The sequence below is a fragment of the Sphingomonas sp. HF-S4 genome, from assembly GCF_032911445.1.
GTDB classification, from domain to species: domain Bacteria; phylum Pseudomonadota; class Alphaproteobacteria; order Sphingomonadales; family Sphingomonadaceae; genus Sphingomonas; species Sphingomonas agrestis.
Genome location: NZ_JAWJEJ010000001.1, coordinates 2933205 through 2955421, shown reverse-complemented (window position 1 = coordinate 2955421; position 22217 = coordinate 2933205). Strand labels below are relative to the sequence as shown.

The following is a 22217-nucleotide window of genomic DNA, read 5'->3' as shown; positions in this document are numbered from 1 at the left end:
CGGGAAATTGCGGAGGCATTAACTGCATTTCAACGTGCGCGGGGGACATTCGGGCTTCCTCGAAACGAGCAGGCCGACCATGCTGCACGCACTGATCAATCCGCCCACGCCTTTCGTCCCGAATTTCCCGGACTATGAGTTCATTCCGCCGGTCTTCATCATGGAGATGTCGGAAATCGAAGTGAATGTCGACGAGACGCCATTCTTCTACAATGACGGCGGCACGCCGGGCTATGTTGCCAGCGTGCCCAACGGCGTGACGCTCCTCACTCCCGCACGTACCGGTCCCGAAGTGGCGATCGGCGCCGAGCATCAGGTCACCGGCACGATCGGTTTCGTGACGGACAAGGGCTATGGCAACGAGACCCAGCTCGGCTTCGCGCCCGGCGAAGTCCGCTACGAGCCGATGTGGGCGACGCGCGACAACGCAGCGGCGTTCGGCATCACGCTGGTCGAGCCGGGCGAGGCGATCCAGGTCGACAGCCCTGGCGGGCTGCTCCACCAGGTCGAATATCGATATGGCGTGTTCGCCGGGCATTGGTCGCCCTATCAGAACACCAACCCCGCGCAGGGGAACCGGCTGCTCAGCGTGGTGTGCACCGACCTGGAGCACCATGATTTCCCGCACGTCTTCGCCTCGACCGACCCCAATTTTCCGCTGGTGATCTCGGTCGGCCGCTATTGGCAGGGCAAGGGCGTGATCCGCCTTGCCGACCTGTGGGTGCCGCAGGGCTCTGCGCTCTATATCCCGCCCAAGCCTTTGCTGCTCGGCAGCGAGTGCATCGACCTGCACAATAATCGCAACTCCGCGCGCGCCGCCTGGGGCGACATCCACTACGACGCGATCACCACCCACACGCTGCTGCAGACCAAGGACAGCTTCACCTATTGGTACTGGAACGCGGCGGACACCGTGCACACCCATCTCGAGGGTCGCCGTCCATGAACATGCCGCTGCAGCATAATTACTTCGACCAGTTCCGCGCGCTGCCCGAAGCCAACGATCCTGCGCTCTACAAGACGCTGCTCGAATCGACGATGGCGATCCCGTGGAAGATCGACTGGGCGACGATGCGCTTCGTCTATATCGGCCCGCAGATCGAGCCACTGCTCGGCTGGAGCCAGGATAGCTGGATCTCGGTCGAGGACTGGGCCTCGCGCATCCATCCCGAGGATCGCGACAATGTCGTCAACTTCTGCGTGTCGCAATCGGTGGCAGGAGTCGATCACGAGGCCGATTATCGCGCGCTGACCAAGGACAAGGGCTATGTCTGGATCCGCGACGTCGTCCATGTCGTGCGCAACGAAGCCGGCGAGGTCGAGAGCCTGATCGGCTTCATGTTCGACATCAGCGAGCGCAAGCGGATCGAACACGAACTGCTCAAGATGCAGAAGAAGCTCGAGGCGCTGTCGTTCGAGGACGGTCTCACCGGCTGCGCCAATCGCCGGCTGCTCGACGAGCGGCTCCAGGTCGAATGGAACGCCGCGCGCGCGGTGCAGCGGCCGCTGTCGCTGGTGCTGCTCGATATCGATCACTTCAAGCAGTATAACGACCTGTACGGCCATGTGCAGGGCGACGCGTGCCTGGTGCAGGTTGCCGGGGCGCTCAAGCAGATCGGGCTGGGCACGCGCGGGATCTTTGCGCGCTATGGCGGCGAGGAATTCGCGCTGCTGCTGCCCGAGACCGACGAGGCCGAAGCACAGGCGATCGCCGAGCAATGCCGTGCCGCGGTCGAGGCGCTGCAGATCCGGCAGGACCATTCCCCGTTCGCGGCAGTGACGGTGAGCGTCGGCGTGGGCACGGTCATTCCGCCGGTCGATGGCGAGGCGCGCCACTTTTGCGACGCGGTCGACAAGCTTCTCTACACCGCCAAGCAGGCTGGGCGGAACCGGGTGGTCTCTACGTTCAGTGCGTGATCTCAAGCCCCTCCCCTGAAGGGGAGGGGCTAAGAGAACCACTCAATCAGTCTCCCCGCTCGATCCCGAGCAGCAATTCCTTTGCCGCCAGCCCGCCCGCAAAGCCGGTGAGCGCACCGTTGGTGCCGATCACGCGGTGGCACGGCGCGACGATCGAGATCGGGTTGCGGCCATTCGCCGCGCCGACGGCACGCGAGGCGTTCGGCCGGCCGATCTGGCGCGCGATGGCGCCATAGCTGCGCGTCTCGCCGAACGGGATCGTCAGCAGCGCGGCCCAGACGCGTCTCTGGAAATCGGTGCCGCGGAAGTCGAGCGGCAGGTCGAAGCTTGTCCGCCTGCCGTCGAAATAATCGCGGAGCTGGCGTGCGGTCTCGGCGAGCACGGGGTGGTCGGGCGCCTCGGCCATCGCGCCGAGCTTGACCCGGCCGGGGCGGTCGTTTTCCCAGAGGATCGCGACGAGCCCGGCGTCGCTCGCCACCAGCGTCAGCGCGCCGACGGGGGAAAGGGTGGTGGTGAAGTTGAGCGTCATGGCATGTCCTTTCGTGGAGGGATCATGCCGTACGGGTCGCGACCGTGCTTCCCGCAGCTTGCGCTCAACGTCCCCCCATCTCCAGCAGCACCTTCCACTCCGCGTCGCGCACGGGGGTGACCGACAGCCGCGACTGGCGCAGCACTTCGATTCCGGCAAGCCGCGGCTCGGCCTTGATGTCGGCGAGCGGCACGGGCTTCGCCAACTTCTCGAGCGGCTTGACCGCGACGCTCGCCCATTTGCCGTCGTCGCCATCGGGCTGCCAGGCGCGGGTGATCTCCATGATCCCCACCGCGGCCTTTTCGGTGTTCGAATGGTAGAAGATCGCCTGGTCGCCCGGCTGCATGTCCTTGAGGAAATTGCGCGCAGTGTAGTTGCGCACGCCATTCCATTCGGTGCCGCCGTCGCGGATGAGATCGTCCCACGAATAGGCGTCGGGTTCGGAGCGGAGAAGCCAGTAAGCCATCGCGGTTCCTTACCGGCTAAACGCGGGCTGAACACCCGATTCCGAACCCATTCAGACGCCGCGCGTTAAATCCTCAGCATCAGCGCCGCGACTCCATCCCGGATTGCACGGCGCGCGTTACGAGAGGAGCAACTCATGGCCAATCTTGTCACCAAGGCGGTGCTCGGCACGGTGCTCGGCGCGAGCGTGCTGACCGCGGTCGCCCCGACGGCCGAGGCGCAGCGCTATCGCCGCTATCATCACCGCGACGACGGCGGCACTGCGATCGTCGCGGGCATCGCCGGTCTGGCGATCGGCGCCGCGCTCGCCAGCGGCAACGACCGCCGCTACGATTACGACCGTCGTTACGATTATGACCGCCGCTATTATCGCGACCGGGGCTATTATCCGACCGACGGCTATTATTACCGCGATTACGAGCGTCGCGGCTGGGACCGGTGCACCGTGCGCCGCGTCTACGATCCGTACCTCGATCGCCGGGTGCGCGTCCGCTACTGCCGCTGACCCGGCTGACGCTTGAGACGGGCGGCGCGAGCTTTGGTCCGCGCCGCTCTTCGCACCTGCGATAGTTGCGGTAGAATGCCGTCATGGAACATGATTCGCAGCCGCAACGACTCGATCCTTCCGATCCGTATTTGCGCGAGGCGCAGACGTTCCCCTCGCTGTCCGACGAGATGGCGGCGCGAGTCGCGGCGTTCGGCACCGAAGAAGTCCTGGACGACGGCACGTTGTTGTTCCGCCGCGGCGATCGCAGCGTGGACTTCTTCCTGTGTCTGGGCGGCGGGATCGAGATCCTCGACGTCGACGTGAAGGGCCAGGAGACCGTGGTCCACACGCATGTGCCGCGCCAGTTCACCGGCGAACTCGACTTGTTCAACGACCGCACGATCCTGGTCACCGCGCGCGCAAAGGGCACGACTCGCGTAGTGCGCGTCGGCCGGGTCGAGTTCCGCCGGATGATGGCCGCCGAACCCGATATTGGCGAGATCATCATGCGCGCGTTCATCCTGCGCCGGGTCGGCATGCTGATCCACGGTACCGCCGGCGTCGCCTTGGTCGGGCCGGGCCATGCGTCGGACACCGTGCGGATCGAGAATTTCCTGTCGCGCAATGCGTTGCCGCACCGGCGGATCGATACCGAGACCGATGCCGACGCCGCGGGCTTCATGGAATGCTTCGCGTTGCGCGACGGGGACTTGCCGGTGGTGGTCGCCGAGGGGCGGGCGTTGCGCAATCCGAGCAACGCCCAGCTCGCCGATACGCTGGGGCTCGCCTCGGCGGTCGATCCCGACCATGTCCATGACGTCGTGGTGGTCGGCGCCGGGCCTGCGGGGCTGGCCTCGGCGGTGTATGCCGCGTCGGAGGGGCTCGACACGATCGTGATCGAATCGGTCGCGCCAGGCGGCCAGGCCGGGACCAGCTCGAAGATCGAGAATTATCTAGGCTTCCCGACGGGCATTTCGGGGCAGGCGCTGGCGGGGCGCGCGCAGGTCCAGGCGCAGAAATTCGGCGCGCGGCTGCTCGTCTCGCGCAGCGCGGTGGGCATCGACTGCGACAACCAGCCCTATGCGATCCTGCTCGACGACGGCGCGACGGTGCGTGCGCGGGCAGTGGTCGTCGCCACCGGCGCGCGGTACCGCAAGCTCGACTTGCCGCTCTATGCCGAGCTCGAGGGCAACGGCATCTATTACGCCGCGACCGCGATGGAAGCCGGGCTGTGCGCCAACCAGACCGCGGTGGTGATCGGCGGCGGCAATTCGGCGGGGCAGGCGGCGATCTACCTCTCGCGCACGGCTGGGCACGTCCACATGCTGGTGCGCGGCGCCGGGCTGGCGGCGACGATGTCGCGCTACCTGATCGAGCGGATCGAGGCTTCCGAGCGGATCACCCTCCATCCCTATACCGAAGTCACCGCGCTGGAGGGCGACAAGCATCTCAAGGCGCTCAGCTGGACCGATCGCAAGAGCGGTGCGGCGCAGCGGCACGACGTCGGCGCGCTGTTCGTGATGATCGGCGCGCAGCCCAATACCGACTGGCTCGACGGCTGCGTCGATCTCGACCAGGCGGGATTCGTCAAGACCGGGTCGGGCGAGACCTTCTTCTGTTCCTCGGCGCACGGCGTGTTCGCGGTCGGCGACGTGCGGGCCGGCTCGGTCAAGCGTGTCGCCTCGGGGGTGGGCGAGGGCTCGGTGGTGGTCTCCGCGATCCACCGTTATCTTGAAAGCCTGGAGCAATAGCGGCAAAGGGCCAGGCCATGAGTGATACGCCTCCCGACCGCCTGTCGGTCAATCCGAACAGCCCCCATTTCCAGCGCGAAGTGCTGGAGCGCGGGATAGGCATCCGCTTCAAGGGCGTCGAGCGCCACGACGTCGAGGAATACAGCATCTCCGAAGGCTGGATCCGCGTCGGGCTCGGCAAGAAGGTCGATCGCAAGGGCCAGCCGCTGACGATCCTGCTTAAAGGGCCGGTCGAGGCCTGGTTCGAGCGGCCTGCCGAGGGCGAGGCAGCGGCAGACGACGCCGAGGGTTGAGTTTCCCCCTCCCTGAAAGGGAGGGGATAGGGGTGGGTGTAGCGGCGGGCGAGGCTCGATGCCTCGGCCGCTGCTTTCTTTCTTGGCGGTGAGTCTTTTGAGCGCGCAGACGCGCGCACCCACCCCCAGCCCCTCCCTTCCAGGGAGGGGCGTTTTGATTATCCCATCGCCTCGGCAATCGCCCGTCCGATCCGCGCATGCAGCGGGCGGCGCTGCTCGAATTCGAGGGTGCTGCCGGTGATGTAGCTCGTCACGACCAGCGGCGCACGACCGGTCGGCCAGATCACGCCAAGCCAATTGTCGGTGCCATGGCCACCCGCACCGGTCTTGTCGGCGACGACCCAATCCTTGGGGAGCCCGGCGCGCAGGCTGTTGCCGCTGGTGCGCGTGTCCTTCATCCAGTCGCTCAGCTGCGTCCGGCCGGCAGGCGCGAGCGCGCGGCCGAGCACGAGCGTGCGTGTCAGATCGGCCATCGCTTGCGGCGTGGTGGTGTCGCGAACGTCGCCGGGCGTGGATTCGCTCATCTCGGTTTCCCAGCGGTCGAGCCGTGTCGCCGGATCGCCAAATGCACGCAGCCGGCGGGTGAAGCCCGCCGGGCCGCCGATCGTGCGCAGCAGCAGATTGGCGGCGCTGTTGTCGCTCGACGTGATCGTCGCATGGCAGAGCTCGCCGACGCCGGCAGTGCCGCCGACACGCTTCTCGCAGAAAGGTGAGTTGGGAACGATGTCGGCTGCGGTGACCTTGATGCGGCGCGCGAGCGTCTCGCGCTTGCCCTCGACCTGCTTGAGGATCGCCGCGGCGAGTGCGAACTTGAACGTGCTGCACATCGGGAAGCGCTCGCCGGCGCGGTAGCCGAAGCGCTCGCCGGTCGCGGTGTCGATCACCGACAGGCCGAGCCGGCCACCGCTCGCCTGCTCGGTGTCGAGCACTGCCTTTCGGAAGGCGGGGCCGAAGCGCCCCGCCGAGGCCTGGCCGATCGTCGGCGCCCCCGCCGAAACCGCCGCGACTGCGCACCCGCTGGCCCAAAGGAATTTGCGTCTGTCCATCTGATGTCTCCCTTCGCGGGCTTGATGCCGCTGGGAGGGGTGGGTGCGCAAAGGATCAAATCTGGGCGGAGCCATTAGATGGATTCATGGCAAGCGCAGGGCTTGGGACATTAATAGACGCGGAAGCGGGCCTCCAGCTTAAGCCCCTCCCCTTCAGGGGAGGGGTTGAGGGTGGGGCGTGTAAGTCTCACCGAGCCCATCGCCCGCGGCAGGCCCCACCCCAACCCCTCCCCTGAAGGGGAGGGGCTTGAAAGTTACGCGCCGAACGCCTCTCGCGCCGCATCTTCGAAGGCCTTGAGCGCAAGCAGGTGCGGGAAGGGGCCGTGACTGATCCGGGCGACGCCGGCTTGCGCCACCGCCCTGGCGTCGGGCGCGCCGGGGAAGGCCATGAAGTTCACCGGCAGCGGCGACGCGGCGCAGATCTTTGCCAGCAGGTCGAGATCGGCGAGGCCGGGGACGAAGAACCCGCTTGCCCCCGCCGCGGCATAGGCGTGCGCGCGTTCGATCGCGGCGTCGGCCTTGGCCTGGTCGTGCGTGTCGGGCTTGGCCTGGAGGAAGATGTCGGTGCGCGCGTTGAGGAAGAAGTCGGCACCGGTGCCGCGGCGTGCGGCGGCGATCCGGGCGGTCTGGACGTCGATCGCGTGCATTTCGGTGCCGCCGATCACCTGATCCTCGAAATTGCAGCCGACCGCACCGGTCGAGGCGAGCGCGGCCATGTTGGCGGCGAGCGTTTCCGCCTCCACGGCATAGCCCCCTTCGAAATCGATCGACACCGGCAGTTCGACTGCTGCGACCACGCGTTCGGCATTGGCCAATGCCAGTTGGAGCGGCAGCGCCTCGGCGTCGCTCACGCCGTGCGCGGTGGCGACCGATGCACTGCCGGTGGCGATCGCGCGGGCGCCGCCTGTGCGGCGACCTTGGCGGATCCCGCGTCCCAGACGTTGAACAGGATGAGAGGGGTGCCGGGGACGTGGAGGGCGGCGAAGGCTTCGAACTTCGACATGACGGAAACTCCCATTGTGTTCCCGTAATGTTCTAATGCGCTTGTCTGTGCGACGCAATCCGTTGCTTGCGGTCAATACCAAGCCGTCATCCCGGCGAAGCCGGGATCTCAGGCGATGGCGCGGGGCAGGAGTCGCGCGAGATTCCGGCTTTGGCCGGGATGACGGTTTGAGGAAGCGGGTTCCGGCACCTACCGGAAATTGGGATCAGTGGACGAACCGTGCCACCACGTCGCGGTAGCTCCGGCTTACCTTCACGCTTGCGCCCGAATCGAGCACCAGGAAGCATTCGCCGTTGGTGTGCGGCTTGACCTGGCGGACGAGGTCGAGGTTGACGATGGTCGAACGGTGCACGCGCTGGAAGCGCCGTGGATCGAGGCGCTTCTCGAGATCCTTCATCGTCTCGCGCAGGATCAGCGTGTTGTCGCCGGTATAGATGCACATATAGTCGCCGGCAGCATCGATCCGCTCGATCGTATCGACGTCGACGCGGAAAATCTGGCCGCGATCCTTGATGTTGATCAGCTTCTCGAAGCGGTTCGAGGCGAGCTCGGTCCCCTCCGAGGCCATGTCGTCGACCGCGTCGGGGGCGACTTCGGCAAGCACTTCCTTGAGCTTCTCGACCTCTTCCACCCCGCGCTTCTCGGAAAGGCGCTGGCGGACGCGGTCGAGCGTGTCGGCGAGCCGGGCGGGCTCGACCGGCTTCATCAGATAGTCCATCGCTTGCGCCTCGAAGGCGCGGATGGCGTGGTCGCTATAGGCGGTGACGAAGACGAACAGCGGTGGTTCGACTTCCATCAGCCCCTGGACGACCGAGAAGCCGTCGAAGCCGGGCATCTGGATGTCGAGGAAGACGAGGTCGGGCTTGTGGGTCTTGATGGCGCGGATGGCTTCGCGGCCGTTGGAGCATTTGTCGATGATTTCGACATCCTCATGCTCCTCCAGTCGGAGCTCGAGCCCCTGAATCGCCAGGGGTTCGTCGTCAACGAGGATGGTACGGATGGTCATGCGGCCTCTCGGTTGGGTTCCTCGAGCTGGAACGGGATTTCAATCTCAACGCTGAAACCTTCCCCGGGTTTCGTTCTTGTTTCGAAACGATGGTCCGGCCCGAAGGCCTGCGCCAAGCGCTCCTTGATGTTGGCGAGCCCCACGCCAGTTGAAAGGGTCGGGCGCGGCTTGCTTTCAATCAATCCTGGCCCGGTGTCGGATACGGCGATCTGCACTCGTTCTCCGGTGAGCCGAGCCGTGATGGTGATATCGGCACCCTCCTCCTGCGGGGTGACGGCATATTTGATCGCATTCTCGACCAGCGGCTGGAGCAGCAGCGAGGGCAGCCGCGCCTTGGCAACGCGCGGGTCGATGTCGAAATGGGTGCGCAGCCGCGCGTCGAAGCGCATCTTCTCGATCTCGAGATAGAGCTGGAGCGTCTCGACTTCCTGGACGAGCGTCACGTGCGCGGTCGGCTCGTTGGCCAGCGTGTAGCGCAGGAACGACGACAGCCGGCTGAGCATGATGTTGGCGCGCTCGGTCTGCTTGAGCAGGACGAGCGTCGAGATCGAATTGAGCGTGTTGAACAGGAAATGCGGGTTGAGCTGGTAGCGCAGCATCGCGAGCTGCGCGCTCGACGCCTGGTTCTCGAGCAGCTGCATCTGGTCCATCTGCTCTTCGACGATCAGGTAGAAGTTGATCCCGAAATAGAGCGCCGACCAGCCGGCGAGGACGGTGAAGTTGAGGAACACCGTGCCGAACACCAAAGCGAGCGTGACGCTGGCATCGCCTTCGCGGATGAACGAGAAGGTGAAGGCGTCGATCACCGCGTAGATCACCGTCGCCGCAGCGAGCGTGGCCAAGGTGAGCAGGATGCCGGTGATCCGCGGCAATCGGCGATAATAGCCGTAGAGCGCCGAGAGCAGCAGCGTCAGGCAATAGCCGACGATCGCTTCGATGATCACGGGAATGAAGCGCTCGATCGCGAAGTTGTTGGAGACGCTGGAGACGCTGCGCAGCAGGAGATAGCCGCTCCACCCCGCCGCCTGGAGCATCCAGAAGGCGCGCGCCTTGTCCTCGAAGAAGGGACGCGAGAGCGGGCTTGGCGCCTGCCCGGGTATCAGCCGCGGTGCGGGTTCGACTGTCTTGGCCACGCGGCCCCTCTAACACTCGGGACAAGCCGCCGCAAAGAGGGTGCGCGACCGCAGGTTGTTTCGTCGCGATGGCGAAAATCCAGGTCCGCCAACGCGCGGCTGAACCGTCCGGATATGGGACAGTCGGGCGGTTTGAAAGCGGTGCGACCCGGGGGCTCTTGGAGCGTTATGGCACCGTTATGATCGAGCCTCCTCTCGGGATCAAGCCATGAGACTGCTGCTAAACCTTTCCGCCACTGCCGCCGCGGTGCTCGTCCCCCAGGCCGCGACGGCGCGCGAGTACGAAGTGCGTCAGATCCGTGTGAACGCCTCGGCGCTCGATCTCTCGGCACCTGCCGGGATGGACGAACTCGCGCGGCGCATCCACCGCGCGGTGAACCGCATCTGCGGCAGCGACCGCGACTGCAAGGACGAGGCCTGGGCGAGCACCGAGGAACAAGTCGCCTGGGCGATCGACCGCGATGTCTGGATGCGTCGCATGGCCGAGGAGCGGATGGCGCAGCTCGATGCGTGCGGCGACTGCGACATGCCCGAGCCGGCTTATTATCCCGCACCCTCGCCGATGCCGGCACCCGCGGGCGGGGTGACCGTGGTGATCGTCCAGAACGCCGCGCCGCCGGTGGTGTACCGCTACTGACGCTAGAAGAGCCAAAACAAACGGGCCGGGAGTCTCCCCCCGGCCCGTTCGCATTTCCGAAACGTCGCGCTTACTTCGCCGCGACCTTCTCCGCCTTCTTGCCGCCCTTCTTGGGCTTGGGCGCGGCGGGAATGGTCTCGAAGACCAATGCATTGTCCTTGAGCTTCACATTGACCTCGCCGCCATGGACGAGCTTGCCGAACAGCAGCTCCTCGGCGAGTGGCTGCTTGATCTTCTCCTGGATCAGCCGGCCCATCGGGCGCGCGCCATAGAGCTTGTCGTAGCCGCGCGCGGTGAGCCAGGTCTTCGATTCCTCGTCGAGCTGGATGTGGACGCCGCGATCGGCGAGCTGGAGCTCGAGCTGGAGGATGAACTTGTCCACCACGCGCGCCACCACTTCGGTCGGCAGGTAATCGAACGGCACAATCGCATCGAGGCGGTTGCGGAATTCGGGGGTGAAGAGCTTCTTCACTGCCTCTTCCTGGACGTCCTCGCGGCTGCTCTCGCCGAAGCCGATCGATTCCTTGGCCATGTCCGACGCACCGGCATTGGTGGTCATGATCAGGATCGTGTTGCGGAAATCGACCGTCTTGCCGTGGTGATCGGTGAGCTTGCCGTTGTCCATCACCTGCAACAGGATGTTGAACAGGTCCGGATGCGCCTTCTCGATCTCGTCGAGCAGCAACACCGAATGCGGGTTCTGATCGACCGCGTCGGTCAGCAGGCCGCCCTGATCATAGCCGACATAGCCCGGAGGCGCGCCGATCAGGCGGCTCACCGAGTGCCGCTCCATATATTCGGACATGTCGAAGCGCTGGAGCGGGATGCCGAGGATCTCGGCGAGCTGGCGCGCGACTTCGGTCTTGCCGACGCCGGTGGGGCCCGAGAACAGGTAATTGCCGATCGGCTTGTCGGGGTCACGCAGCCCGGCACGGCTGAGCTTGATCGCCGACGACAGCACTTCGATCGCCTTGTCCTGCCCGAACACCACGCGCTTGAGGTCGAGCTCAAGATTGGCGAGCACGCGGGTGTCGTCGGACGAAACCGACTTGGCCGGGATGCGTGCCATTGTCGCGATGACCTGCTCGATCTCCTTGGGGGTGATCACCTTCTTGCGCTTGGACGGCGCCACCAGCATCTGCATCGCGCCGACTTCGTCGATCACGTCGATCGCCTTGTCGGGCAGCTTGCGGTCGTTGATGTAGCGTGCGCTCAGCTCGACCGCAGACTTGATCGCGTCGGGCGTGTACTTGACCGAGTGATGGCCTTCGAACGCCGAGCGCAGCCCGGTGATGATCTTGATCGTGTCCTCGACCGACGGCTCGTTGACGTCGATCTTCTGGAAGCGCCGGAGCAGTGCCCGGTCCTTCTCGAAATGGTTGCGGAATTCCTTGTAGGTGGTCGAGCCGATGCAGCGGATCGATCCGCCCGACAAAGCCGGCTTCAAGAGGTTCGACGCGTCCATCGCGCCGCCGCTGGTCGCGCCCGCGCCGATCACCGTGTGGATCTCGTCGATGAAGAGGACGGCGTGGGGCAGCTTCTCGAGCTCGTTGACGACTTGCTTGAGCCGCTCCTCGAAGTCGCCGCGATAGCGCGTGCCGGCGAGCAGCGCGCCCATATCGAGCGAGTAGATCACCGCTTCCTTGAGCACGTCGGGCACCTGGCCCTCGACGATCTTCCGCGCCAGGCCTTCGGCGATCGCGGTCTTGCCGACGCCGGGATCGCCGACATAGAGAGGATTGTTCTTCGAGCGGCGGCACAGGATCTGGACCGTGCGGTCGACTTCGGCCGAGCGCCCGATCAACGGATCGACCTTGCCGTTCTTGGCCTTCTCGTTGAGGTCGACGGTGAACTGCTTGAGCGCGCTCTCGCCCTTGCCGGACTTGGTCTCCGCCGACTTGGTCGACTTGTCCTCCTCGGCGCCCTTGGGCGTCGTGGTCTCGCCGGTGGTCGAGCCCTTGCCGACGCCGTGGCTGATGAAGCTCACTGCGTCGAGCCGGCTCATGTCCTGCTGCTGGAGGAAATAGACCGCATAGCTCTCGCGCTCGCTGAACAAGGCGACGAGCACGTTCGCGCCGGTCACTTCGTCGCGGCCCGAGGACTGGACGTGGAGGATCGCGCGCTGGACGACACGCTGGAACCCGCTGGTCGGCGACGGATCGGTCGAATTCTCGACCTTCAGCGCTTCGAGTTCGGTGTCGAGATAATGCGCGACGGTGCTGCGCAGGTCGCCGAGCTCAACGCCGCATGCGCTCATCACCTTGCTGGCGTGCTCGTCATCGACCAGCGCGAGCAGCAGATGCTCGAGCGTCGCATATTCGTGGCGTCGCGAGCTCGCGGCTTCGAGCGCCTTGTGGAGGGTCGATTCGAGGGCGGAGGCGAAACTAGGCATTCGGATACAACTCCAGTGGGCCCGAAAGGATACAAGGCCCGTTTCCGACAATGTCGGTATCGGCAGGCCCCGCATCAAGCGCAGCGACCCGGCACCGGAGTTCAGAGGCGTCTCGCCGCATCTCCGGTGCAGTCACGCTCATCTCTTAAATAGAGCGTCTGCGCTTGCGCGGTGGTTAACTGCGTATTGAATCTTTGCACGTGCCCGTGCGATCTCGGCCTCGAGCAGCCGGATTCGCTCGTTCAGTTCGTCGACCGAAAGCGGATCCAAGTCCTGCTTGCCGAGCTGTTCGGCGAGGTCGTCCTTGCGGCGCGGCAGGTTTTCGTCTGCGTCCATGTGCAGAACGTTGACCCTGGCAAGGGCGATGTCAATAAGACCGGGACTTCTACCTAGGACCGAAATGATGACCGTCCCCGACACGATGCTCGCCATCGATCCCGAGCAGCCGGGCGGCCCCGAGGTTCTGGTGCCTGTCACGCGCCCGGTGCCGGCACCCGGCGAAGGCGAAGTGCTGATCAAGGTCGCCGCAGCGGGGGTCAACCGGCCCGAAGTGATGCAGCGCATGGGTCTCTATCCCGCCCCGCCTGGCGCGCCGTCGATCCTCGGGCTCGAAGTGTCGGGCGAGATCGTCGCGGTTGGCGAGGACGTGGCGTCCGACATGATCGGACAGAAGGTCTGCGCGCTGGTCGCCGGCGGCGGCTATGCCCAATATGTCGTGGCGCCGCTTGGCCAGTGCCTGCCGGTGCCCGATGCGCTGTCGATGGTCGAGGCGGCGGCGATGCCCGAGACGCTGTTCACCGTGTGGACCAACGTCTTCGAGCGCGCTTATGCAGCCGATGGCGACTGGATCCTCGTGCATGGCGGCACCAGCGGGATCGGCACGATGACGATCGCGCTGGCGCGGCTGTTCCATCTGACCGCGCTCGTCACCGCCGGCTCCGATGCCAAGTGCGAGGCGGCGCGGAAGCTGGGCGCCGCCGACGCGATCAACTACAAGACCGAGGATTTCGTCGAACGGGTCAAGGACATCACTGGCGGCCGCGGGGTCGATGTGGTGCTCGACATGATCGGCGGCGACTATATCCCGCGCAACCTCCAGTGCCTGGCCGACGATGGGCGGCACGTCTCGATCGCGGTCCAGCGCGGGGCGGAGGCGACGATCCCCTTGTGGACCGTGATGCGCAAGCGGCTGGTGCTCACCGGATCGACGCTGCGGCCGCGCAGCACCGAGTTCAAGACTCTGGTCGCCGACGAAATCGCGCGCGTCGTCTGGCCGCATGTCGGCGAGGGGCGACTCAAGCCGGTGATCGATACGATCTATCCGTTCGCCGACGCCGCGAGCGCGCATCGCCGGATGGAATCGGGCGAGCATATCGGCAAGATCGTGCTGACGTTGGAGGGGGCATAGCCATCTAAGCTCCTCCCCTGGAGGGAAGGGGCTTTAAGATCACCCCACCTTGCGCATCGGCGTCCGCTGCCCGCTTGCGAGCCGCTCGGCCGCGGGCAGGAACTCGCTCTCTTCCCAGGCCCGCCGTGCGGCGACCATGCGAAGCTGCGCGCGCACCGCAAGGCGGTATTCGCGCGGATCGGCGAGGATAGACTCGGGAGTCCATTTTCCGAAATGTGCGCTGCTCGACTGCCGCATCGACAGCAGGTCGCCGGTGTAGCGCCGGGCGAGCGCGCGGTCATAGGGATCGCTGCTCGCGCCGAGCGGCGTCAGTGCCAGCCGCGCCTCGTTGCCCAGATGTCGCGCGACCGCCTGCGCCATCTCGTGCCGCACTGCGACGAGCGCCTGCATCTGCGGCGGCTCGCAAGAGATGATCGCGATCAGGCGCTCGCCGATGGCAGCGAGTGTGCGATGGTCTTCGTACAGATCTTGCAGGGTCATGAAGGGCTCCTGACGAGTCTTATAGGCGCGTCGCGCGGCCCCCTGGCGCGACGGCAAGACTTTGTTAAGTTGCGCCCGAATCCGGGGGGAAGAACATGCTGCGTAACCTTTTGGGGGGATTGCTGATTGCCGCGCTGGCCGTGACTCTGCTGATGACCAAGCGCGACTGGTTTCTGAGCGACCAGCATTGGGCAGTGACGGACGTCGCGGCGATCCCGGCGGGATCGGGCGAGCTGCGCGGCAATCTCGACCAGATCGTCGCCATGTACGGCGTCCATGTGCCGCAGCGCCCCAACAAGGCCGAGCAGATCTACCAGACGCTGGCCGCCGCGGGGCAGGCACCGCGAGCGCGCGTAAAGGACAATTACCAGCCGCCGCGGCTCGGCCATGCGGTGCGCCAGTGGAGCTTCCTGGGCATGCCGTTCGGCTGGCATTCGGAGTTGGGGTTGGTCCTCTATTCGCGCGATCGTTGGGAGCTGGTTGCTGCGCCGCTCGGCGAAGAGGGGCGGGCGATGCTCCAGCGCGAAGTCGGCCGCGACCTGGGCCATGGCTTCTTGTTCCCCTTCTGGGCACATACCTGGGGCTGGCTGTATCTCGCCGGCGTCGCGCTCTGGGGATGGCTGTATCATCGCTCGGTGGTGCGTGGGCGCGAAGAACTGGGGATCATCTGAGCCGATTTCGCTAGAGTAGCCACTGGTCGGCCCCTAGACTTGCCGTCGAATCAGGGGGTGGGTACGTGCTTTCGTTTCTTGGCGCATCGGAGAATATCGCCTTCGTCTCGGCGATTGTCCTGATGCTGTTGATCGGTGTGGCGCAGCTTGTCGGGCTTGGCGGCGATGCCGATGTTGACGCCGATATGGATCTCAACCTGCTGAGCTGGCTCGGCGTCGGGCAATTGCCACTGCTGATGCTGCTCGTCGTCTTCCTCGCGGTGTTCGGCGTCGCCGGGCTGATCCTCCAGCAGGCGGTGTCCGACTGGACCGGCGCGCCGCTCGACGCCTGGGTAGCGGTGCCTGCAGTCGCGGTCGCAGCGCTGCCGATCACCGGGCTCGCCGCACGCGGGCTGGCTCGCATCCTGCCGCGCGACCACACCACGGCGGTGCCGCTCGACGTGCTGGTCGGCACCACCGCGCAGGTCGTCACCGGCCGCGCGACGCTCGGCTCGCCCGCCCGCGCCCGTGCCGAGGACCATCACGGCCAGGCGCATTACGTCATGGTCGAGCCCAATGACGGCGGACAAGCCTTCGAGGAAGGCGAGCGCGTGCTGCTCGTCCGCCGCGAAGGCGAAACCTTTCGTGCCGTGTCCCGCGGCGACTTCCGCATCCCGAGCCTGTGAGAGCTGAACCGATGAACGATCTCGTCCCCCAAGGAGCAACCTCGATGCTTCCGTACTTCGTCTATGCCGGCGTCGGCCTCGCCGCGCTGCTGATCCTCGGGCTGGTGATCGCGCGGCTCTACAAGCGCGCATCGAAGGAGATCGGTTTCGTCCGCACCGGCTTTGGCGGCGAAAAGGTGGTGATCAACGGCGGCGCGCTGGTGCTGCCGGTGTTCCATGAGACGATGCCGGTCAACATGAACACCGTCCGCCTCGCGGTCGAGCGCAAGGCCGGCGACGCGCTGATCACGCTCGATCGGTTGCGCATCGACGTGAAGGCCGAATTCTACGTCCGCGTGAAGCCCGACGCGCAGGCGATCGCCACCGCGGCGCAGACGCTGGGCCTGCGCACGATGCATCCCGAGGCATTGAAGGAATTGGTCGAAGGCAAGTTCGTCGATGCGCTGCGCTCGGTCGCCGCAGGCATGACGATGGCGCAGCTCCACGAGCAGCGCGCCGATTTCGTCCAGAAGGTGCAGCAGGTCTCGTCGGTCGATCTCGCGATGAACGGGCTCGAGCTCGAATCGGTCTCGCTGACGGGGCTCGACCAGACCTCGATCGAGCATTTCAACGCCAACAATGCCTTCGACGCCGAGGGCCTGACCAAGCTCACCGAGCAGATCGAACTGCGCAAGAAAGCGCGCAATGACATTGAGCAGGACACGCGGGTGCAGATCGAGACCAAGAATCTCGAAGCGCAACGCGCGTCGTTCCTGATCGGCCGCGATACCGAATTCGCCCGGTTGGAGCAGGAGCGCGAAGTCGAGATGCGCCGTGCCGCGCAAGGTGCCGAAGTCGCGCGCGAGCAGTCGCTGCGCCAGCAGGAGGCCGATCAGGCCAAGATCGAGGCCAAGAAGCTGGTCGACGCGCAGCAGATCGAGGCCGATCGCGCGGTCCAGGAGGCCAAGATCGCCCAGACGCAGGCGCTCGAGCTTGCCCGGCAGGAGCAGCAGATCGCGGTCCAGAACAAGAGCCGCGAAGAGAGCCAGGCCCGCGCCAAGGCCGACGAGGCGCGCGCCGAGGCGGTGGTCGCCGAGGAACGCGTCGGCACCGCGCGCGAGGCCGAAGTCGCCGAGCGCCAGAAGCGCATCGAGCTGATCGACGCCGCGCGCGAAGCCGAGCGCGCCGCGATCGGGATCAAGGTCCAGGCCGAGGCCGAGAAGGCGGCTGCCGCCGACCGCGCCGAAGCAGCGCGGCTTGGGGCCGAAGGTGAAGCCGAAGCCGCCAAGCTGCGCGCCGAGGCCGATCGCGTCCGCTTCGAAGTCGAGGCGGCGGGCCAGCGCGCGGTCAACGAGGCGGCGAACATCCTGTCGTCGGACCAGGTCTCGCTCCAGACCAAGATGGCGCTCCTGAAAGTGCTGCCCGAAGTCATCCGCGAAGCCTCCAAGCCATTGGAGGCGATCGACTCGATCAAGATCGTCCAGGTCGACGGGCTAACTGGCCGTGGCGGCGGATCGAACGGAGGCGCCGCGAACGACGGCGAGGGCGAGCGCAACCTCGCCAATTCGGCGGTGTCGGCGGCGCTGCGCTACCGCGCTCAGGCGCCGGTGATCGACGGGTTGATGAAGGAGCTCGGCTTCGACGGAAGCTCGCTCGACTCGCTGGTCGCCAGCGCTACCGCCGAAGCGGCGCCGCCCGAGCCTCCGGTGAAGGCGGCCGAGTAAGCGGGGCACCGATAAGCCGGCCTTATTGTCGGTGCGCGGCTATTTGTTGGACTTTCAGGCGGCGGCCCGCAGAAAGGCCCCGAACCATAAGGGGAACGCCATGCCGCTCGTGCTGCACGAATATGCGCCGTCGGGGAATTGCTACAAGATCCGCCTCACCGCGGCGCATGTCGGGGTACCGCTCGAACGGCGCAATTACGACATCCTCAGGGGCGAGACGCGCACCGCGCAGTTCCTGAGCGAGGTCAACGCCAACGGCCGGATCCCGGTGCTCCAGGTCGGCGACGAAGACTTTCTTCCCGAGAGCAACGCCGCGGCCTTCTACATCGCGGATGGCAGCGACTTGATCCCCGCCGACCGCTTCGAGCGCGCCGACCTGCTGCGCTGGCTGTTCTGGGAGCAATATAATCACGAGCCCAACATCGCGACGGTGCGCTTCTGGCGTACTTTGGTGGGCGAGGCGAACCTCTCGGATCTTCAGCGCGCTATGCTCCCTGGCAAGATCGCAGCGGGCGAGGCGGCGCTCGCGCTGATGGACGCGCATCTCGGCCGCAGCGACTATCTCGTGCTCGATCGGCTGACCCTCGCCGATATCGTCCTCTACGCCTACACTCACGTAGCCGAAGAGGGCGGCTTCGACCTCCAGCCCTATCCCAACGTCCGTGCCTGGCTGACACGGGTCGCGAGCCATCCGGCGCATATCCCGATCACCGTATGATCTTCATCGATTGTTGCCCGAGCGATTCCGATTGTAACATTCTCCCGGCATAGGCTTCGCAGGACAAGCTCCCGCGGGGGAACGATCATGGCGACGATCACCAGGCTTCCGTTCGACGCAGCGCATTTCGCGGATTTCCACGCGACTCAGCCGGCCATCCCCGAGCGCGTCGTCGCCGGGCGGCGGCAATATCGCACCGTGTGGATCTCCGACGTTCATCTCGGCACGCGCGGCTGCAATGCCGAGATGCTCATCGACTTCCTCGACCATGTCGACAGCGAGACGATGTACCTGGTCGGCGACATCATCGACGGCTGGGCGATGAAGAAGCGGCTCTATTGGCCCGCGACGCACAACGACATTGTCTGGCGCGTGCTCAAGCGCGCCAAGCGCGGCACCCGCATCGTCTATATCCCGGGCAATCACGACGAGATGTTCCGCCAGTTCTCGGGGCTCGACTTCGGCGGCGTCGAGATCCTGCGCCAGGCGATCCACGAGACCGCCGACGGCCGCCGCCTGCTCGTTCTTCACGGCGACGAATTCGACGCGATCACGATGTCGCACCGCTGGCTCGCGCACCTGGGCGACTATGCCTATGAGGCGCTGATGGCGCTCAACCGCTGGATGAACGCCGGCCGCCGGCTGTTCGGCCTGCCCTATTGGTCGCTGAGCAAATACGCCAAGCAGAAGGTCAAGAACGCCGTCTCGTTCATCTCCAAGTTCGAGGAGATCGTCGCGCACGAGGCGGCACATCGCGGGATCGACGGGGTGATCGCCGGGCATATCCACAAGGCCGAGATGCGCGAGATCCAGGGCGTGCACTATTATAACGACGGCGATTGGGTGGAGGGTTGCACCGCGCTCGTCGAGCACTACGACGGTACCATGGAAATTCTCCATTGGGCCGATGAGATGGCGGCGCGCGATGCGCCCGAGTCTGAGGCCAGACTAGAGGCTGCGTGACGAAGCCGGCGAGGGCCGAGGACGTGCGCATCGCCATCGTGACCGACGCCTGGGAGCCCCAGGTGAACGGCGTCGTCCGCACGCTCCAGTCGGTTCGCGCCGTGCTGGAGGCGCAGGGCCACCGGGTCGAGGTGATCTCGCCCGACCGTTTCTATTCGCTGCCATGCCCGACCTACCCCGAGATCCGCCTCGCGCTCGCCAGCACCGGCAGCGTCGGCGCGATGCTCGAGGACTTCCGCCCCAACGCGATCCACCTCGCCACCGAAGGCCCGCTCTGCGTCGCCGCACGGCGCTGGTGCCTGCGCCACGACATGCCGTTCACCACGGCATACCACACCCAGTTCCCCGATTACGTCTCGGCGCGCTCGGGCGTCCCGGCCGAATGGATCTGGCGTTACATCCGCTGGTTCCATGCGCCCAGCCAGGCGATCCTCGCCTCGACGCCGTCGATCCGCGAATCGCTCGTCGCGCACGGCCTCGCGCAGGTGAAGCATTGGGGCAGGGGGGTGGACCTGACCAATTTCCACCCCGGCATCGCGCCGCATCGCGCGATGGCCGGGCTCGAAGGCCCAGTGCAGCTTTATGTCGGCCGCGTCGCGGTCGAGAAGAATATCGAGGCGTTCCTCAAGTCGACGCATCCCGGCACCAAGGTGGTAGTCGGCGACGGCCCGGCGCGTGCGGCACTCGAGGCGCGCTTCCCGCAGGCGAAGTTCCTGGGGCCGATGTTCGGTGCTGAGCTCGCCTCGGCCTATGCCGGTGCCGACGTGTTCGTCTTCCCGAGCAGGACCGACACGTTCGGGCTGGTGATGATCGAGGCGCTGGCCTGCGGCGTGCCGGTGGCGGGCTATCCGGTCACCGGCCCGATCGATGTGCTGACCCCCGAGACGGGTGCGACCGACGCGGACCTGACCGTCGCGATCGGCGAGGCGCTGACCAAAGACCGCGAGGCGTGCGCCCGCTACGGCCGCAGCTTCACCTGGGAAGTGAGCGCGCATCAGTTCCTCCATGCGCTCTATGCCATGGACGATCGCGACGAGGCGGCCTAGCGCGCGCTTGCGTCCGCGGCTCGCGGAATGCCTTGCCTCCCTCGGCATCCCGCATTAAGTCCGCTACATTGGTCGGCCGCCCGTGATGGGCGGCCCTTATTGTTTCTGGAGACGAAAAGTGGCCCAGCCGCTCATGCCGCATGCGACCGCTTCCTGGCTGGTCGACAATACGTCGCTCTCGTTCGAGCAGATCGCCGAGTTCTGCGGCCTCCACATCCTCGAGATCCAGGCGATCGCCGACGATACCGCCGCGACCAAGCTCACCGGCCGCGATCCGGTTCGCGCGCACGAGCTGACGATGGAGGAGATCGAGAAGGGCCAGGCCAATCCCGATTATTCGCTCAAGATGCTCAAGGGCCCCGAGCAGGTCCGCCGCACCAAGGGCCCGCGCTACACGCCCGTCTCGAAGCGCCAGGACAAGCCCGACGGCATCGCCTGGATCCTGCGCAACCATCCCGAGATCTCGGACGGCGCGATCGGCAAGCTGATCGGCACCACGCGCACGACCATCGCAGCGATCCGTGATCGCAGCCACTGGAACATCGCCAACATCACGCCCAAGGATCCGGTCACGCTCGGCCTGACTTCGCAGCGCGAGCTCGACGCGCTCGTCGCCAAGGCCGCCAAGGCAGCCGGCATCGAGGCACCGACCGACACCCGCCTCGAAGGCGACCGCGAGGCGCTGATCGAGCAGCTCCGCGCCGAGCGCACCGCCGCCGCCAACGCCGCCGAGGCTGGCGAGGGCGCCGAGGAGACCGGCCCGGTCGAGCACACCGCCGAGACGCTGTTCCGCCAGTAAACCGAGCAGGCTGCACACACACCCGTTCGTGCTGAGCTGTCGAAGCACCGTTCTTCCTTTCAACCGCAGAAAGAAAGACGGCCCCCTTCGCCTGCTTGCCAAGGCAGGCGCTCAGGACAGGCTTCGACAAGCTCAGGGCGAACGGGTTTTGAAATTCTGCCCGCCTTCGGCTCGCGAGCTGAAGGTGTAGGCCCGTGTGCAGCGAACGTGTAGCTTCCTTCGCGACCGATTCGGCGCAGCCGATCCGCGCAGGAGAGCCCGCATGTGTGACGACCTGACCGAAGCCGACAACGCGCATTTCCTTACCCGCCGGACCTTCGGCGTCGTCGCGGCGGCGTTCGGAGCCGCGGTGCTGCTGCCGAGCCCGGCCAATGCGCTTGCGGTCAAGGGGCGCGACGTTACGATCAAGACGCCCGACGGCAGCGTCGATGCCTATTTCGTCGCCCCAGGCACCGGCAAGCATCCCGCGGTGCTCGTCTGGCCCGACATTTACGGCCTGCGCCCCGCCTTCCGCCAGATGGCCGATCGGCTCGCCCAATCGGGCTACGCGGTGCTGACCGTGAACCCCTTTTACCGTTCGGCGACCGCACCAGCGCTCGCGGCGAGCGGTGACCGTGCCGCGGTCCGCGCCAAGGCCGGCGAGTTTCGGAAACTGCTCACCCCCGAGGCAACCGGGCGTGATGTCACCGCGCTGGTCGCGTTCCTCGACAAGCAGCGCGAAGTGGATACGAAGCGCGGGATCGGCACCACCGGCTATTGCATGGGCGGCCCGCTGGTGATGCTCACCGCCGCACAGGTGCCGTCGCGCGTACGTGCCGCCGCGACCTTCCATGGCGGCGGCATGGCGACCGACGCGATGCTCGCGCGCGTGCCCGAAATGAAGGCGCACTATCTCGTCGCGATCGCCGCCAATGACGACGAGCGCGCCCCCGCCGACAAGGACAAGCTGCGCGCCGCCCTCGCCGCCGCCAAGCTCCCCGCCGAGATCGAAGTCTATGCCGGCACGATGCACGGCTGGTGTCCCCCCGACAGCGAAGTCTACAACCAGGCCCAGGCCGACCGCGCCTGGGAACGCCTGCTTGCGTTGTTCACTGCGTCGCTCTGA

General features: G+C 66.1%; 25 protein-coding genes. 15 read left to right on the top strand and 10 right to left on the bottom strand.

From position 1 onward, the window contains the following. The first annotated feature begins 79 nt into the window (after positions 1-79). Both RZN05_RS13400 and RZN05_RS13395 read left to right on the top strand, forming a co-directional pair. Complete coding sequence (locus RZN05_RS13400; protein ID WP_317227103.1) at positions 80-946, top strand: hypothetical protein; 867 nt, start codon at positions 80-82, stop codon at positions 944-946. Next, positions 943-1917 (top strand): GGDEF domain-containing protein, encoded by a 975-nt coding sequence (locus tag RZN05_RS13395; RefSeq protein WP_317227102.1) that lies wholly within the window; start codon positions 943-945, stop codon positions 1915-1917. The genes RZN05_RS13400 and RZN05_RS13395 overlap by 4 nt, the downstream gene beginning before the upstream one ends. 46 nt (positions 1918-1963) lie before the next feature. Here the strand turns inward: RZN05_RS13395 and RZN05_RS13390 are convergent, their stop codons facing one another. Continuing rightward, positions 1964-2446 carry a methylated-DNA--[protein]-cysteine S-methyltransferase gene (locus RZN05_RS13390; RefSeq protein WP_317227101.1) on the bottom strand — a complete coding sequence of 161 codons (483 nt, stop codon included), beginning with the start codon at positions 2444-2446 and terminating at the stop codon, positions 1964-1966. A 64-nt stretch (positions 2447-2510) separates the two neighbouring features. After that, positions 2511-2912, bottom strand: coding sequence for an EVE domain-containing protein (locus RZN05_RS13385; protein WP_317227100.1), 402 nt, complete (start codon positions 2910-2912; stop codon positions 2511-2513). Between the two features lie 135 nt (positions 2913-3047). Here RZN05_RS13385 and RZN05_RS13380 point away from each other — a divergent pair, with 135 nt between their 5' ends. From RZN05_RS13380 to RZN05_RS13370, 3 genes are all read left to right on the top strand, one after another. Then, on the top strand, positions 3048-3416 hold the full coding sequence (locus RZN05_RS13380; RefSeq protein WP_317227099.1) for a hypothetical protein: 369 nt from the start codon (positions 3048-3050) through the stop codon (positions 3414-3416). 83 nt (positions 3417-3499) lie between these two features. Further along, positions 3500-5149, top strand: coding sequence for an FAD-dependent oxidoreductase (locus RZN05_RS13375; protein ID WP_317227098.1), 1650 nt, complete (start codon positions 3500-3502; stop codon positions 5147-5149). Positions 5150-5166: 17 nt separating this feature from the next. Next, positions 5167-5442 (top strand): DUF3297 family protein, encoded by a 276-nt coding sequence (locus RZN05_RS13370; protein WP_317227097.1) that lies wholly within the window; start codon positions 5167-5169, stop codon positions 5440-5442. Between the two features lie 158 nt (positions 5443-5600). Here the strand turns inward: RZN05_RS13370 and bla are convergent, their stop codons facing one another. The 5 genes from bla to RZN05_RS13345 all read right to left on the bottom strand — a co-directional run bounded on the left by bla (position 5601) and on the right by RZN05_RS13345 (position 9630). Then, positions 5601-6488 carry a class A beta-lactamase gene (gene bla / locus RZN05_RS13365; protein WP_317227096.1) on the bottom strand — a complete coding sequence of 296 codons (888 nt, stop codon included), beginning with the start codon at positions 6486-6488 and terminating at the stop codon, positions 5601-5603. A gap of 254 nt (positions 6489-6742) precedes the next feature. Next, positions 6743-7339, bottom strand: a complete 597-nt coding sequence (locus RZN05_RS13360; RefSeq protein WP_317227095.1) for an isocitrate lyase/phosphoenolpyruvate mutase family protein — start codon at positions 7337-7339, stop codon at positions 6743-6745. Next, the gene (locus tag RZN05_RS13355; RefSeq protein ID WP_317227093.1) at positions 7336-7491 is read right to left on the bottom strand and encodes a hypothetical protein; all 156 of its coding nucleotides are present in this window, start codon (positions 7489-7491) and stop codon (positions 7336-7338) included. Before RZN05_RS13355 ends, RZN05_RS13360 begins: the two co-directional genes overlap by 4 nt. Positions 7492-7696: 205 nt before the next feature. Continuing rightward, positions 7697-8497, bottom strand: coding sequence for a LytR/AlgR family response regulator transcription factor (locus tag RZN05_RS13350; RefSeq protein ID WP_317227092.1), 801 nt, complete (start codon positions 8495-8497; stop codon positions 7697-7699). Further along, positions 8494-9630, bottom strand: coding sequence for a sensor histidine kinase (locus RZN05_RS13345; RefSeq protein WP_394804805.1), 1137 nt, complete (start codon positions 9628-9630; stop codon positions 8494-8496). The genes RZN05_RS13350 and RZN05_RS13345 overlap by 4 nt, the downstream gene beginning before the upstream one ends. Before the next feature lie 208 nt (positions 9631-9838). Here RZN05_RS13345 and RZN05_RS13340 point away from each other — a divergent pair, with 208 nt between their 5' ends. After that, the gene (locus RZN05_RS13340; RefSeq protein WP_317227091.1) at positions 9839-10267 is read left to right on the top strand and encodes a UrcA family protein; all 429 of its coding nucleotides are present in this window, start codon (positions 9839-9841) and stop codon (positions 10265-10267) included. Positions 10268-10337: 70 nt separating this feature from the next. Here the strand turns inward: RZN05_RS13340 and clpA are convergent, their stop codons facing one another. Together clpA and RZN05_RS13330 are read right to left on the bottom strand one after the other, a co-directional pair. After that, on the bottom strand, positions 10338-12659 hold the full coding sequence (clpA, locus tag RZN05_RS13335) for an ATP-dependent Clp protease ATP-binding subunit ClpA (RefSeq protein WP_317227090.1): 2322 nt from the start codon (positions 12657-12659) through the stop codon (positions 10338-10340). Between the two features lie 138 nt (positions 12660-12797). Then, a complete protein-coding gene (locus tag RZN05_RS13330; RefSeq protein WP_317227089.1) occupies positions 12798-12995 on the bottom strand; it encodes a DUF1192 domain-containing protein in 198 nt (65 codons plus the stop codon). Positions 12996-13059: 64 nt separating this feature from the next. Here RZN05_RS13330 and RZN05_RS13325 point away from each other — a divergent pair, with 64 nt between their 5' ends. Further along, the gene (locus RZN05_RS13325; protein ID WP_317227088.1) at positions 13060-14067 is read left to right on the top strand and encodes an NAD(P)H-quinone oxidoreductase; all 1008 of its coding nucleotides are present in this window, start codon (positions 13060-13062) and stop codon (positions 14065-14067) included. Positions 14068-14106: 39 nt separating this feature from the next. Here the strand turns inward: RZN05_RS13325 and RZN05_RS13320 are convergent, their stop codons facing one another. Beyond that, on the bottom strand, positions 14107-14547 hold the full coding sequence (locus tag RZN05_RS13320; RefSeq protein ID WP_317227087.1) for a hypothetical protein: 441 nt from the start codon (positions 14545-14547) through the stop codon (positions 14107-14109). Positions 14548-14642: 95 nt separating this feature from the next. Here RZN05_RS13320 and RZN05_RS13315 point away from each other — a divergent pair, with 95 nt between their 5' ends. From RZN05_RS13315 to RZN05_RS13280, 8 genes are all read left to right on the top strand, one after another. Next, positions 14643-15218, top strand: a complete 576-nt coding sequence (locus RZN05_RS13315; RefSeq protein WP_317227086.1) for a hypothetical protein — start codon at positions 14643-14645, stop codon at positions 15216-15218. A 65-nt stretch (positions 15219-15283) separates the two neighbouring features. Continuing rightward, complete coding sequence (locus RZN05_RS13310) at positions 15284-15883, top strand: YqiJ family protein (protein ID WP_317227085.1); 600 nt, start codon at positions 15284-15286, stop codon at positions 15881-15883. A gap of 44 nt (positions 15884-15927) precedes the next feature. Continuing rightward, complete coding sequence (locus tag RZN05_RS13305) at positions 15928-17586, top strand: flotillin family protein (protein WP_317227084.1); 1659 nt, start codon at positions 15928-15930, stop codon at positions 17584-17586. 100 nt (positions 17587-17686) lie between these two features. Then, positions 17687-18304, top strand: a complete 618-nt coding sequence (locus tag RZN05_RS13300; RefSeq protein WP_317227083.1) for a glutathione S-transferase family protein — start codon at positions 17687-17689, stop codon at positions 18302-18304. 87 nt (positions 18305-18391) lie between these two features. Beyond that, positions 18392-19267 (top strand): UDP-2,3-diacylglucosamine diphosphatase, encoded by an 876-nt coding sequence (locus RZN05_RS13295; protein WP_317227082.1) that lies wholly within the window; start codon positions 18392-18394, stop codon positions 19265-19267. A gap of 23 nt (positions 19268-19290) precedes the next feature. After that, a complete protein-coding gene (locus RZN05_RS13290; protein ID WP_317227624.1) occupies positions 19291-20313 on the top strand; it encodes a glycosyltransferase family 4 protein in 1023 nt (340 codons plus the stop codon). Between the two features lie 133 nt (positions 20314-20446). Beyond that, positions 20447-21112 carry a DUF1013 domain-containing protein gene (locus RZN05_RS13285; RefSeq protein WP_317227623.1) on the top strand — a complete coding sequence of 222 codons (666 nt, stop codon included), beginning with the start codon at positions 20447-20449 and terminating at the stop codon, positions 21110-21112. Positions 21113-21374: 262 nt separating this feature from the next. Then, positions 21375-22217 (top strand): dienelactone hydrolase family protein, encoded by an 843-nt coding sequence (locus tag RZN05_RS13280; protein WP_317227081.1) that lies wholly within the window; start codon positions 21375-21377, stop codon positions 22215-22217.

Bases quoted from the DNA above. Each gene is read 5' to 3' on its own strand.
- RZN05_RS13400 (WP_317227103.1), top strand. From the start codon at position 80: ATGCTGCACGCACTGATCAATCCGCCCACGCCTTTCGTCCCGAATTTC.
- RZN05_RS13395 (WP_317227102.1), top strand. From the start codon at position 943: ATGAACATGCCGCTGCAGCATAATTACTTCGACCAGTTCCGCGCGCTG.
- RZN05_RS13390 (WP_317227101.1), bottom strand. From the start codon at position 2,446: ATGACGCTCAACTTCACCACCACCCTTTCCCCCGTCGGCGCGCTGACG.
- RZN05_RS13385 (WP_317227100.1), bottom strand. From the start codon at position 2,912: ATGGCTTACTGGCTTCTCCGCTCCGAACCCGACGCCTATTCGTGGGAC.
- RZN05_RS13380 (WP_317227099.1), top strand. From the start codon at position 3,048: ATGGCCAATCTTGTCACCAAGGCGGTGCTCGGCACGGTGCTCGGCGCG.
- RZN05_RS13375 (WP_317227098.1), top strand. From the start codon at position 3,500: ATGGAACATGATTCGCAGCCGCAACGACTCGATCCTTCCGATCCGTAT.
- RZN05_RS13370 (WP_317227097.1), top strand. From the start codon at position 5,167: ATGAGTGATACGCCTCCCGACCGCCTGTCGGTCAATCCGAACAGCCCC.
- bla (WP_317227096.1), bottom strand. From the start codon at position 6,488: ATGGACAGACGCAAATTCCTTTGGGCCAGCGGGTGCGCAGTCGCGGCG.
- RZN05_RS13355 (WP_317227093.1), bottom strand. From the start codon at position 7,491: ATGTCGAAGTTCGAAGCCTTCGCCGCCCTCCACGTCCCCGGCACCCCT.
- RZN05_RS13350 (WP_317227092.1), bottom strand. From the start codon at position 8,497: ATGACCATCCGTACCATCCTCGTTGACGACGAACCCCTGGCGATTCAG.
- RZN05_RS13340 (WP_317227091.1), top strand. From the start codon at position 9,839: ATGAGACTGCTGCTAAACCTTTCCGCCACTGCCGCCGCGGTGCTCGTC.
- clpA (WP_317227090.1), bottom strand. From the start codon at position 12,659: ATGCCTAGTTTCGCCTCCGCCCTCGAATCGACCCTCCACAAGGCGCTC.
- RZN05_RS13330 (WP_317227089.1), bottom strand. From the start codon at position 12,995: ATGGACGCAGACGAAAACCTGCCGCGCCGCAAGGACGACCTCGCCGAA.
- RZN05_RS13325 (WP_317227088.1), top strand. From the start codon at position 13,060: ATGATGACCGTCCCCGACACGATGCTCGCCATCGATCCCGAGCAGCCG.
- RZN05_RS13320 (WP_317227087.1), bottom strand. From the start codon at position 14,547: ATGACCCTGCAAGATCTGTACGAAGACCATCGCACACTCGCTGCCATC.
- RZN05_RS13315 (WP_317227086.1), top strand. From the start codon at position 14,643: ATGCTGCGTAACCTTTTGGGGGGATTGCTGATTGCCGCGCTGGCCGTG.
- RZN05_RS13305 (WP_317227084.1), top strand. From the start codon at position 15,928: ATGCTTCCGTACTTCGTCTATGCCGGCGTCGGCCTCGCCGCGCTGCTG.
- RZN05_RS13300 (WP_317227083.1), top strand. From the start codon at position 17,687: ATGCCGCTCGTGCTGCACGAATATGCGCCGTCGGGGAATTGCTACAAG.
- RZN05_RS13295 (WP_317227082.1), top strand. From the start codon at position 18,392: ATGGCGACGATCACCAGGCTTCCGTTCGACGCAGCGCATTTCGCGGAT.
- RZN05_RS13285 (WP_317227623.1), top strand. From the start codon at position 20,447: ATGCCGCATGCGACCGCTTCCTGGCTGGTCGACAATACGTCGCTCTCG.
- RZN05_RS13280 (WP_317227081.1), top strand. From the start codon at position 21,375: ATGTGTGACGACCTGACCGAAGCCGACAACGCGCATTTCCTTACCCGC.